The organism is Hominisplanchenecus murintestinalis (assembly GCF_943193015.1).
Lineage (GTDB): Bacteria > Bacillota > Clostridia > Lachnospirales > Lachnospiraceae > Hominisplanchenecus_A > Hominisplanchenecus_A murintestinalis.
In genome coordinates, this window is sequence record NZ_CALPCM010000013.1 from 13,528 (window position 1) to 26,699 (window position 13,172).

General features: G+C 48.8%; 7 protein-coding genes. All 7 read right to left on the reverse strand.

Annotated elements, in window-relative coordinates; genetic code table 11:
• Positions 1-51: 51 nt before the first annotated feature.
• Complete coding sequence (rpoC, locus tag NFR99_RS06720; protein WP_135975792.1) at positions 52-3,741, reverse strand: DNA-directed RNA polymerase subunit beta'; 3,690 nt, start codon at positions 3,739-3,741, stop codon at positions 52-54.
• Positions 3,742-3,774: 33 nt separating this feature from the next.
• Positions 3,775-7,689: a DNA-directed RNA polymerase subunit beta gene (gene rpoB / locus NFR99_RS06725; RefSeq protein ID WP_120484422.1), complete on the reverse strand. Its 3,915-nt coding sequence runs from the start codon at positions 7,687-7,689 to the stop codon at positions 3,775-3,777.
• A 212-nt stretch (positions 7,690-7,901) separates the two neighbouring features.
• Complete coding sequence (locus NFR99_RS06730) at positions 7,902-8,618, reverse strand: hypothetical protein (RefSeq protein ID WP_120484423.1); 717 nt, start codon at positions 8,616-8,618, stop codon at positions 7,902-7,904.
• A gap of 13 nt (positions 8,619-8,631) precedes the next feature.
• Positions 8,632-9,306: a hypothetical protein gene (locus NFR99_RS06735; protein WP_120484424.1), complete on the reverse strand. Its 675-nt coding sequence runs from the start codon at positions 9,304-9,306 to the stop codon at positions 8,632-8,634.
• Position 9,307: 1 nt separating this feature from the next.
• Complete coding sequence (locus NFR99_RS06740) at positions 9,308-10,180, reverse strand: ABC transporter ATP-binding protein (RefSeq protein ID WP_120484425.1); 873 nt, start codon at positions 10,178-10,180, stop codon at positions 9,308-9,310.
• A 1-nt stretch (position 10,181) separates the two neighbouring features.
• Positions 10,182-10,556: a GntR family transcriptional regulator gene (locus NFR99_RS06745; RefSeq protein WP_120484426.1), complete on the reverse strand. Its 375-nt coding sequence runs from the start codon at positions 10,554-10,556 to the stop codon at positions 10,182-10,184.
• Positions 10,557-10,750: 194 nt separating this feature from the next.
• Positions 10,751-13,099, reverse strand: a complete 2,349-nt coding sequence (gene feoB / locus NFR99_RS06750; protein WP_251353269.1) for a ferrous iron transport protein B — start codon at positions 13,097-13,099, stop codon at positions 10,751-10,753.
• Positions 13,100-13,172: the final 73 nt, after the last annotated feature.

The window sequence follows — 13,172 nt, forward strand, 5'->3', positions numbered from 1 at the left end:
CAGCCTCTCGGCTTTTATATCGCAGTTCAGACAAGCTGAACGGTTACGCTTTTACTCTGTTTCCATCATGGATAAAAGTTCTGCCTCTTCTTCCTCTTCCATAATCTGGATTTCCTCATCCTGAACCATCTCATCAAAGTCCACTTCGGAAACTTCCATTTCATTCTCTTCCTGAAGTTCTTCTATTCCTGTATCCAGCCTTACATTCCTGTACCGCTTCATACCGGTTCCTGCCGGAATCAACTTACCGATGCAGACATTTTCTTTCAATCCAATCAATGGATCGACTTTGCCCTTAATCGCGGCTTCTGTCAGAACCTTTGTCGTCTCCTGGAAAGATGCTGCAGACAGGAAGGAATTTGTTGCCAGAGATGCTTTTGTGATACCAAGCATCACCTGTTTCCCTTCTGCGGCCTCGCCGCCTTCTGCAAGGACTTTCTCATTTTCATCCTCAAAATCAAGGATATCCACCAGCGTACCCGGAAGCAAATCTGTATCTCCATTATTCTCAATACGTATCTTCTTCAACATCTGGCGCACAATAACCTCGATATGCTTATCGTTGATTTCCACACCCTGCAGACGGTATACACGCTGTACTTCGCGAATCATGTAATCCTGCACGGCGCGGACGCCCTTAATCTTCAGAAGGTCATGCGGATTTACACTACCCTCTGTCAGCTCGTCGCCCGCTTCCAGATACTCGCCGTCCTGCGCCTTGATGCGGGAACCATAAGGAATCAGGTACGTCTTTGTTTCCCCTGTCTCGTCATTAACCACATCAATCTCACGCTTCTTCTTCGTATCTTTAATATGAGCCACACCTGCGATTTCTGTGATAATCGCAAGACCCTTCGGCTTACGCGCCTCAAAAAGCTCCTCTACACGCGGAAGACCCTGTGTGATATCGCCGCCGGCCACACCGCCGGTATGGAATGTACGCATCGTAAGCTGCGTACCCGGCTCTCCGATAGACTGTGCTGCAATGATACCGACTGACTCGCCTACCTGTACCGGCTCGCCCGTCGCCAGGTTCGCCCCATAGCACTTCGCACAGATTCCGATATGAGATTTACAGGTCAGAATTGTACGAATCTTAACTTTATCAAACGGCTTTCCGTTCTCGTCCACGCCCTCGGACATTACCCTTGCCGCACGTTTCGGAGTAATCATATGGTTTGCCTTAACAATCACTTCACCGTCTTTATTCTTAATCGTCTCACAGGCAAAACGTCCTGTAATACGCTCCTGAAGGCTCTCAATCTCTTCCTTTCCATCCGCAAATGCTTTTACATACATTCCCGGAATCTCTGCCCCCTCTTTTTCCGCACAGCAGTCTGTCTCCCTGATAATCAAATCCTGGGACACATCTACCAGACGCCTGGTCAGATAACCGGAGTCGGCCGTACGCAGCGCCGTATCGGACAAACCTTTACGCGCACCGTGTGCAGACATGAAATACTCCAGTACGTCCAGACCCTCACGGAAATTTGATTTGATAGGCAGCTCAATGGTGTGTCCCGTTGTATCTGCCATCAGTCCACGCATCCCCGCAAGCTGCTTAATCTGCTTGTCAGAACCACGGGCTCCTGAGTCAGCCATCATATAAATATTGTTGTATTTATCCAGTCCGTCCAGCAGAGCTTTCGTCAAGATATCATCGGTAGTCTTCCAGGTCTCAACTACTTCTTTATAACGCTCTTCCTCCGTAATCAAGCCTCTCTTATAGTTCTTTGTAATACGGTCTACCGTATCCTGAGCCTTCTGAATCAGCTCCGGCTTCTCAGGCGGCACCGTCATATCGGAAATAGATACTGTCATCGCCGCTCTCGTGGAATACTTGTACCCCATTGCCTTGATATTATCCAGCACTTCTGCTGTCTTTGTAGCGCCGTGAGTGTTGATAACTTTCTCCAGAATCTGTTTCAGCTGCTTCTTGCCTACCAGGAAATCTACCTCCGGTTTCAGGAAATTCTCAGGATTCTTCCTGTCTACAAATCCTAAATCCTGGGGCAGAATTTCATTAAAAATGAAACGTCCCAGCGTAGACTCCACAATTCCTGTTACTGTTTCTCCTTCCGGCGTTTCCCTGGACACGCGGACTCTAATCTTCGTCTGCAGGGTCAACACCTTATTTTCATAAGCAAGAATCGCCTCATTTACACTCTTGAAGCATTTGCCTTCTCCTTTTGCGCCTTCCCTCTCCTGCGTCAGATAATAAATACCCAGCACCATATCCTGGGACGGTACCGCCACAGGGCCTCCGTCAGAAGGTTTCAGCAGGTTGTTCGGTGAGAGAAGCAGGAAACGGCACTCTGCCTGCGCTTCTACAGAAAGCGGCAGATGCACGGCCATCTGGTCACCGTCGAAATCCGCATTGAACGCGGTACATACCAGTGGATGCAGCTTAATCGCCTTACCCTCTACCAGAATCGGCTCAAATGCCTGGATACCCAGCCTGTGCAGTGTGGGGGCGCGGTTCAGCATAACCGGATGTTCTTTGATAACTTCCTCCAGAACATCCCACACTTCTGTCTCCAGACGCTCCACCATCTTCTTCGCGCTCTTGATATTGTGCGAAATTCCCTTTGCTACCAGCTCCTTCATAACGAATGGCTTAAACAGCTCAATAGCCATCTCTTTCGGCAGGCCGCACTGATAAATCTTCAGCTCCGGACCTACCACAATAACGGAACGCCCCGAATAGTCTACACGTTTCCCCAAAAGGTTCTGACGGAAGCGTCCCGACTTACCTTTCAGCATGTCAGACAGGGACTTCAGCGCCCTGTTTCCAGGTCCCGTAACCGGACGTCCCCGGCGGCCATTATCAATCAGTGCGTCTACTGCCTCCTGCAGCATACGTTTCTCATTGCGCACGATGATTTCCGGCGCGCCCAGCTCCAGCAGCCTTTTCAGGCGGTTGTTCCTGTTAATAATCCTTCTATACAAATCATTCAAATCTGAAGTGGCAAAACGTCCGCCGTCCAGCTGAACCATCGGACGCAAATCTGGCGGGATAACCGGAATCACCGTCATAATCATCCACTCAGGACGATTTCCCGACTCCCTGAAAGCCTCTACCACTTCCAGACGTTTGATAATCCGGGCACGTTTCTGTCCTGTAGACTCCTTCAAACCTTTTTTCAGTTCTGAGGAATCCTTTTCCAAATCAATGGCTTCCAGCAGCTCCATGATCGCTTCCGCTCCCATTCCTACCCGGAACGTATATCCATATTTCTCACGCGCTTCCTGGAACTCTCTCTCAGTAAGCACCTGTTTGTACTGCAAATCGCTTTCGCCTTTATCCAGCACGATATAATTCGCAAAATACAACACTTTTTCCAAAGTCCTGGGAGACAAATCCAGAATCAGTCCCATCCTGGAAGGAATCCCCTTAAAATACCAGATATGGGACACCGGGGCTGCCAGCTCAATATGCCCCATACGCTCGCGGCGCACGCTGGACTTCGTAACCTCAACGCCGCACCTGTCACAAATCACGCCTTTATAACGAATCTTTTTATATTTTCCACAATGACATTCCCAGTCTTTACTAGGCCCGAAAATACGCTCGCAGAACAGCCCTTCTTTCTCTGGCTTTAACGTCCTGTAGTTAATGGTTTCCGGTTTCCTTACCTCGCCCCTGGACCATTCTCTAATTTTTTCCGGAGATGCCAACCCTATCTTAATCGCATCAAAAGTCATTGGCTGATACACTTCATTGTTTGCTGCTTCTGGCATTCGTCGTTCTCCTTTCAAACGAAATGTTACTACTTATTCCTCTATCTCACCGTCAAAGGACTCTTCCAGTACAAACACCGTGTCATCCTCCTCTTCTTCTGCCACATCCACTAATTCTCCGCCTTCAAACTCCTGTTCTGTGTATCCGTGGTCGCCAAAGGATTCCTGGTCATCCTTATATCTCTTATCATCCATGATATGGTTAATGTCTGTCTCGCCGTAATCCACCGTCTCCATAATCTCTACTTCCTTCTGCTCGCCATTCTCCTCACGGAGCACTTTCACATCCAGCCCGAGGGACTGAAGCTCTTTGAGCAGCACCTTAAAGGACTCAGGAATTCCGGGTTCAGGAATATTATCTCCCTTGATAATCGCTTCGTAAGTCTTTACACGCCCGATTACATCATCCGACTTCACCGTCAGGATTTCCTGAAGGGTGTAGCTGGCGCCATATGCCTCCAGCGCCCAAACCTCCATCTCTCCGAAACGCTGCCCGCCGAACTGAGCTTTTCCGCCCAAAGGCTGCTGCGTTACCAGGGAATACGGACCTGTGGAACGCGCATGGATTTTATCATCTACCAGATGATGCAGCTTCAGGTAATGCATGTGTCCGATGGTTACCGCACTGTCAAAATATTCCCCGGTACGCCCGTCACGGAGCCTTACCTTACCATCCCTTGACAGCGGAACTCCTCTCCACACACTTCTGTGATCTCTGTTGTCATCCAGATACTGCATGACATCTTCGCCAAGAATGTCTTTATATTTATCATAAAATGTGCCGTCGCCGGCCATGCAGCCCTCTTCATAATTCCAACCGGCCTTCTCTTCCTCATCAAACGGAAGATTCACATAATCATTCGCCAAGTCTAAGGTATCCATGATATCTTCCTCATTCGCACCGTCAAAGACCGGAGTTGAAATATTAAATCCAAGAGCTTTCGCTGCAAGGCTCAAATGAATCTCCAGCACCTGCCCGATATTCATACGGGAAGGCACGCCCAGCGGGTTCAGCACAATATCCAGCGGCCGGCCGTTCGGAAGAAACGGCATATCCTCTACCGGAAGCACACGGGAAACCACACCCTTGTTTCCATGACGTCCTGCCATCTTATCACCCACAGAAATTTTTCTCTTCTGGGCAATATAAATGCGGACTGCCTGGTTTACGCCGGGAGACAGCTCATCCCCGTTTTCTCTGGTAAACACACGGGCATCTACTACGATACCATATTCACCGTGAGGCACTTTCAGGGAAGTATCCCTTACCTCTCTCGCCTTCTCGCCAAAAATAGCTCTCAGCAGCCTCTCTTCGGCCGTCAGCTCTGTCTCGCCTTTCGGTGTAACCTTACCTACCAGGATATCTCCGGCACGCACTTCCGCGCCAATGCGGATGATACCACGGTCATCCAAGTCTTTAAGCGCATCATCTCCAACGCCCGGCACATCTCTGGTAATCTCCTCCGGCCCCAGCTTCGTATCCCTCGCCTCAGCCTCATACTCTTCAATATGAACCGACGTATAAACATCGTTCATAACCAGCCTTTCACTCAACAGTACGGCATCCTCGTAGTTGTAACCTTCCCATGTCATAAAGCCAATCAGCGGATTCTTTCCAAGAGCGATCTCGCCATTCGATGTAGAAGGCCCGTCTGCAATCACCTGCCCTGCGGCAACCCGGTCGCCTTTGTAAACAATCGGTCTCTGGTTGTAGCAGTTGCTCTGGTTACTTCGTGAAAACTTGGTCAAACGATAGTTGTCCCTGGTGCCATCATCATTCTTCACTACGATTTCCCGGGAAGTAGAGCGCTCAATGGTGCCGTTTTTCTTTGCCACTACGCAGACGCCCGAGTCCACGGCTGTCTTCACTTCCATACCCGTTCCCACTACCGGAGCTTCTGTCGTCAAAAGCGGCACCGCCTGACGCTGCATGTTGGATCCCATCAGCGCACGGTTCGCATCATCATTCTCCAGGAACGGAATCAAAGCCGTAGCTACAGAAAATACCATTTTCGGAGATACGTCCATGTAATCGAACATCCTTCTCTCGTACTCCTGGGTTTCTTCCCTGTAACGGCCGGATACATTTTTGTGTACAAAATGTCCGTCTTCATCCAGAGGCTCATTCGCCTGGGCTACATGGTAATTATCCTCTTCATCCGCCGTCATGTAGACTACTTCGTCTGTAACCCGCGGATTCTTCGGATCTGTCTTGTCAATCTTCCGGTACGGCGCCTCTACGAAGCCGTACTCATTGATTCTGGCGTAAGTTGCCAGAGAGTTGATCAGACCGATATTCGGTCCCTCAGGCGTCTCAATCGGACACATCCTTCCATAATGGGAATAATGCACGTCACGCACTTCAAATCCCGCCCGGTCTCTCGACAGACCGCCCGGTCCCAGTGCAGAGAGACGTCTCTTGTGGGTCAGCTCACCCAGCGGGTTATTCTGATCCATGAACTGTGACAGCTGGGAAGAACCAAAGAACTCCTTCACTGCCGCAGTTACCGGTTTAATATTAATCAGGGACTGCGGGGAAATCCCCTCCAAATCCTGTGTTGTCATTCTCTCGCGTACCACACGCTCCAGCCTGGAAAGCCCGATGCGGTACTGGTTCTGGAGCAGCTCGCCTACCGCACGGATACGACGGTTGCCAAGATGGTCGATATCATCGTCATTTCCGATGCCGTACTCCAGATGAATATTATAGTTAATGGAAGCCAGTATGTCTTCCTTCGTAATGTGTTTTGGAATCAGGTCATGAATGTCTTTCTTGATTGCTGCCTTGATATCTTCGATATCGTCATTTTCTTCCAGTATTTTTTCCAGCGCCGGATAGTATACTAACTCTGTAACCCCCAGCGATTTCAGCTCTGCTTTATCCAGTTCCACAAAATTCGTAATATCTACCATCATACTGGAGAGTACTTTCACATTCCTCTCCTCTGTCTGGATAAACACATACGGAACTGCCGCATTCTGAATCATATCTGCCAGCTCACGCGTCACTTCCGTTCCTGCCTCCGCCAGAATCTCGCCTGTAGTGGTATCTACCACATCCTCTGCCAGGACTTGTCCTGCAATGCGGTTGCGCAGCATCAGTTTTTTATTGAATTTATAACGTCCAACCTTTGCCAAATCATATCTTCTGGGGTCAAAGAACATGCTCATAATCAGGCTTTCTGCACTCTCTACTGCAAGAGGTTCTCCGGGACGTATCTTCTTATACAGCTCCAGCAGACCTTCCTGGTAACTCTCGGAAGTATCTTTGGTGAGGCTGGCCAGAATCTTAGGCTCTTCACCGAACAGCTCAACGATTTCAGCGTTTGTCCCAAATCCCAGCGCACGGATCAGCACGGTAATCGGAACCTTCCTGGTTCTGTCTACACGTACATAAAAAATGTCATTTGAATCTGTCTCATATTCCAGCCATGCGCCGCGGTTTGGAATAACAGTGGAGGAAAACAGTTTTTTACCTAATTTATCATGTGCGATAGCATAATATATACCCGGCGAACGTACAAGCTGGCTGACGATAACACGCTCTGCGCCATTAATCACGAAAGTTCCTGTTTCCGTCATCAACGGCAAATCGCCCATAAAGATTTCATGCTCATTAATCTCGTCATTTTCTTTGTTATGCAGCCTTACCCGTACTTTTAACGGCGCGGCATATGTCGCATCACGTTCCTTGCATTCTTCGATTGAATATTTTACATCTTTTTCACATAATGTGAAATCTACGAATTCCAGACTCAGCTTACCGCTGTAATCTGCAATCGGAGAGATATCGTCAAAAACCTCTTTCATCCCCTCGTTCAGAAACCAGTAATAAGAATCCTTCTGAACTTCAATAAGGTTGGGCATCTCGAGAACTTCCTTTTGTCTCGAGTAGCTCATACGGAAGCTTTTGCCGCTTTTGACTGGACGGATCCTGTTTTTCTCCATTGACATTTCACCCCTGTTCTTTCTATCTCAATATGCTTGTTTCGCTTAGCTACTTTTGGGCAGACTACCTCCATTTGGGCATAGTCTTACACAATAGTGTATTGTCCATAGTAGCAAAAAAAGAAGTCAATGTCAAGAATTTTTTTCCAAACATTGACTTCTCACGCTGCCTGACGGCCAGAAACCTGGACTTCGAAATGTCCGATTATGCCTCACATCGTTACCTGCTGTTTCCTGAGAACCAGCCAGCTTCCGGCGCAGCACCCCAGGCATACTGCCGTTCCCCCGATTATCCAGCCGTCAACAGGAAGTACATTCAAAATCTGCAGAACGCCTTTCCCAATCATTCCAAACAGCGACTGCGGTGCATCTTCCGCCGCCGCTATAATTCTTGGGCCCCCTAAGCACAGCAGCATCCAGACAGCCCATTCTGCCCAAAACGCCTTCTGCCCGAAACGCATCACCAGTGCGCCGCCAAGCCCGCCAAGCGCAGGACCGGCCAAAGCCAGCGGAACTGCCAGCCGGACAAGTCCTCCCATGATATCTGCCTCCTCTTTGATTCCGGGAAACACTGTGGCATAAATTTCTTTCTCCACCGTGCAGAGCAGCATCAGCAGGAGAACTATAAGAACGTTCATCACTATATTTACTATATAGTGCGATATGAAAAACCGCAGCCTGGTGCATCCCATAGACACTTCCATGTCAAAACTCAGCCTAAGCTGCACGATAGATGTGAATATTCCCATCATAACAACTGCCGTACACCCCATAATTGTCCCAAACTCAAAATATGTACCCTCTCGCTCATGTTCCAGTATAATACTAAAAACAATACATCCAATAAGCCAGACCCCTGCCGTTATAACGCCATACCAAATCCAGTCCTTCCACTGTACCTGAAACTGCTTTTTTATAACTTCTAACATATGATTATCCCCCTTATACACGCACTTCCATTTTTCTGACCAGCATCATAGCGGCAGCCCCCGCCAGGACATATACCCCTATGCCAAGAATAAATGCCCATAGAGGCTGAAAATTCATCAGGAAATCCAGAAGAAAATCTCCCGGCTTTTGTGCCGTTATCGCCGCCATACCTCCAAATATGCCGCCAAATACCGCACAGAATATAATGAAAATAATCACTCCTTTTTTCCCGAGCCTGCCGACTACCGCGCCCATCAGCACGCTGGCTCCGCTAAACATCAACAGGATTCCCGAAATCAATAGCAAAAGTTCTGTTACATTCCCCACTTCTGACGAGGGCATCATCCAAAACAGGGCAATTACCGCAGTGATTGCCATTACACCCCCCGCATTATATCCAAGAATCCCCCATACGCTTTCCCGCCTGGTCGCATTCAGGGAAACCAAAACCGGCAGATACGTCTGAAAACTCGAAATCGTACCTATCGAAAAGATGAAAAACGCTGAAAGCACCAGATAGGCCGGGTAAAACACACAGATTGTCTTCCATATCCCATTTATCCCGTCCCCAGGATAGATTACCCTGCCTCCGGCAAAAAATAACATCAGCGCCAGCGCAATTCCCATGACGGCGCCCATATACTCCAGCCACATCCTCCCCCAGTATTTCACATTTCCCATCCCCATACTATGCCTCCTCCCCGCAAAGCGCCAAAAAGACCTTCTGCAAAGACAGCCTCTGAACACTTACATCATACCCGTCGCGAATCTTTTCTCCCGGCTCCAGAAGAACCGTCACGCCACGGCTGCGCCCGATCCTCTCTTCATGATACAGGCGAAGACCGGAAACGGCTGCTTCCACCTCTTCCGCCCGTCCGGATACATGGAAGCTTCTCTCTAGCAGTTCCTGGGTATTCTCTTTTAGCAGAATACTCCCTTTATCCAAAACAACCACTTCCTCAAACACATCTGCCGCCTCTTCAATAATGTGGGTAGAAACGATGAACGTCCTTCCCGTCTGTTCATATTCCTCCAAAAGAATTTTATAGAATTTCTCCCTAGCCACCACATCCAGCCCGGACGTCGGCTCATCTAAAAAAGTAAAATCCGCCTTGCTTGCCAGCGCGGTCAGCACTGTCACCATAGACATCATCCCCTTCGAAAGCTTTCCGATACGCTTTTTTACATCCAAATCAAACTCCCGGATTAATCTGTCCGCCATCTCTTTATCCCAGTTTGGCAGGAACGTCGCCGCAATCCGCAGATATTCTTTCACCTTCATGGTATTCACATTATTTCCCGAAACCTGCGCCAATTCCCGTGAAAAACACAGATGTTTCAGCGCTGCCGGATTTTCCCACACTGGCTCTCCGTCAAGCGTCACGCTCCCCTTCGTCGCGGGATTCTGTGCTGTCAAAATAGAAAGCAGCGTGGTCTTTCCGGCGCCGTTACGCCCAATCATTCCATAAATCTTTCCTGATTCCAGCTCCAAATCTACGCTGTGGAGCACATCCTTACCCCCATATGTTTTCGTAATTCCTTTTCCAACTAATTTACTCATCCTATCTTCCTCCCTCCTCTGAGCTTTCAATCATCTCTATCAGTTCTCTCTTTGTAATGCCAAGGCTTCCTGCCTCCGCCAACAGGCTTTTTATATAATCATCATAAAAGTTCTTTTTTCTTTTCGCCGTTATCTTTTCCCTTGCTCCCTGCGCCACAAACATCCCAATCCCCCTTTTCTTCTGCAAAATCCCTTCCGCCGCCAATAAATTTATCCCTTTTGCCGCCGTTGCCGGATTAATCGAATACAGCTTCGCCAGCTCATTGGTGCTCGGAACACGTTCTTCTTCCAGTAGGATATCCCGCAGGATATCATTCTCGATCATCTCTTTAATCTGAATATAAATGGATTTCTCCTGTGTCAATATTTCGTTCAAAAGCTCTCACCTCCCCTCTTCGTTCCCTGGTTCATTACTTATGTAATTAACCATATCACTATACAACTTATATGTCAACAACTATTTTTTATTTGTTTATAAAACAATGTGCAGGCCGGCGAAAACCGGCCTGCACATTGTTTTGGCTATTTAATAATATTTTTCAATTTTACGCTATAAGCCCTCTCGCATATTTACTGTATTCCCAGCAGCAGCCCAATACACCTTACTGCCAATGCCGCTACCCATGCGATAAGACACTGTCCCACAACCACTGCTGCTGCCCACCTGCCGCCAAGTTCCCTGCGGATAGCCGCCACTGCTGCCACACAAGGCGTATACAACAGGCAGAATGCCAACAGGCTGCCCGCTGCCAGAGGGGTAAGCGCCCCTGCCATCTGCGCCGTTGTCCCATACAATACAGACAATGTAGAAACTACGCTTTCTTTCGCCATAAACCCGGTAATCAGCGCTGTAGAAATCCTCCAGTCCCCAAATCCCAAAGGTGCAAACACAGGCGCAAGCAGCCCCGCGCCCACCGCCAGGATGCTGTCGCGGGAATCCGTCACCACATTCAGATGCATATCAAAAGTCTGCAAAAACCAGATGATAATCGTCGCTATGAAAATCACCGTAAATGCCCGCTGGAGGAAATCTTTTGCCTTTTCCCACAGAAGCTGTCCTACATTCTTCGCCCCAGGCATACGATAATTCGGCAGCTCCATGACAAAAGGAACTGCCTCCCCCTTAAACAGCGTCCCACGCAGCAGAAGCGCGGTAAGAATTCCCGCCAGGATACCTCCAAAATACAGCCCCACCATGACCAGAGCGCCGTGTCCCGGAAAAAACACCGCTGTAAACAGCCCGTAAATCGGCAGCTTCGCCGAGCAGCTCATAAATGGAGTAAGCAATATCGTCATTTTACGATCTCTTTCTGAAGGAAGCGTGCGGCTCGCCATTACTCCAGGCACAGTACATCCGAACCCCACCAGCATTGGCACGATGCTTCTTCCCGAAAGCCCAATTTTCCGCAGCAATTTGTCCATCATAAAAGCTACCCGTGCCATGTAACCGCTGTCTTCCAGCATAGACAAAAAGAAAAACAGCGTTACGATAACCGGAAGAAAACTCAGTACGCTTCCCACGCCATTAAAAACCCCATCAATCACCAGGGACTGCAGTGTTTCATTCACATTCCAGGACGTAAGCGCCGCAACCACGGCGTCTGTAAGCGCTGAAATACCCATTTCCAAAAGGGCGGAAAGCCCCGCTCCAATCACATTGAACGTAAGCCAGAATACTGCCGCCATAATTGCCACAAAACACGGAAGAGCCGTATATTTCCCGGTAAGCACCTTATCTATCCTTGTACTGCGCACATGTTCCCTGCTTTCTTTGGGTTTCACCACCGTTTCACGGCATATTTTCTTTATAAAAGTAAAACGCATATCTGCAATGGCCGCCGCCCTATCCAGCCCTCGCTCATTTTCCATCTGCTTAATAATATGCTCCAGTGTCTCCTTTTCATTTTCATCCAGCCCCAATGCCTCCAGAATCTGCTTATCCCCCTCTGCCAACTTTGCCGCTGCGAAACGGATAGGAATCCCTGCATCCCCGGCATGATCCTCCACAAGATGCATGATACCGTGAAGACACCTGTGCACCGCCCCGCCATTATCATCCGCGTTACAAAAGTCCAGTCTTCCGGGGTGTTCCTGGTATTTTGCCACATGGATGGCGTGATGGATAAGCTCGTCAATTCCCTCATTTTTTGCCGCCGCAATCGGAATCACCGGAATCCCCAGCCGTTCCTCCATTTCATTCACCAGAACTGCGCCGCCGTTCTGCCTGACCTCGTCCATCATATTTAACGCTAGCACCATAGGCACATCCAGTTCCATAAGCTGCATGGTCAAATACAGATTCCTCTCAATGTTCGTCGCATCCACAATGTTTATGATGCCCTTCGGCTTTTCATCCAGTACAAAGTTCCTTGTCACCATTTCCTCATTGGAATAAGGAGACATAGAATAAATCCCCGGAAGGTCCGTTACCAGCGTATTCTTATATCCTTTAATCTTCCCGTCCTTCCTGTCCACCGTCACTCCGGGGAAATTCCCCACATGGCAGCTGGAACCGGTAAGCTGATTAAACAGCGTCGTCTTTCCGCAATTCTGGTTTCCCGCCAGGGCAAAGGTGAGTATTTCCCCATCCGGAAGGGGATTCTCATCCGCCTTGTCGTGGTATTTTCCTCCTTCACCAAGTCCCGGGTGCGGAATGGCCTTCCGTTCCGGTACGGTACCTTCTTCCGCCTTCTCCCTCACATTTCCAATCTCTATCTTCTCTGCATCGGCAAGGCGCAAAGTCAGTTCATAGCTATGTACCCGCAGTTCCACCGGATCACCCATCGGCGCATATTTTACCATCGTTATATCCGCTTTCGGAATCAACCCCATATCTAAAAAATGCTGGCGCAGCGCTCCTTCTCCCCCGGTAGTGAGAATCGTAGCAGTCTTGCCAATCGGTAAATCTTTTAAAGTCATTTTTCCCTCTTTCTGACGCACTCACTGCATCATCTTAGAAGATTTGAAAGTTTCCTTCCTAACCTTCATCCAT

Excerpts from the sequence above, each read along its gene's own strand:
- rpoC (WP_135975792.1), bottom strand. The coding sequence starts at position 3,741 with ATGCCAGAAGCAGCAAACAATGAAGTGTATCAGCCAATGACTTTTGAT.
- rpoB (WP_120484422.1), bottom strand. The coding sequence starts at position 7,689 with ATGGAGAAAAACAGGATCCGTCCAGTCAAAAGCGGCAAAAGCTTCCGT.
- NFR99_RS06730 (WP_120484423.1), bottom strand. The coding sequence starts at position 8,618 with ATGTTAGAAGTTATAAAAAAGCAGTTTCAGGTACAGTGGAAGGACTGG.
- NFR99_RS06735 (WP_120484424.1), bottom strand. The coding sequence starts at position 9,306 with ATGGGGATGGGAAATGTGAAATACTGGGGGAGGATGTGGCTGGAGTAT.
- NFR99_RS06740 (WP_120484425.1), bottom strand. The coding sequence starts at position 10,180 with ATGAGTAAATTAGTTGGAAAAGGAATTACGAAAACATATGGGGGTAAG.
- feoB (WP_251353269.1), bottom strand. The coding sequence starts at position 13,099 with ATGACTTTAAAAGATTTACCGATTGGCAAGACTGCTACGATTCTCACT.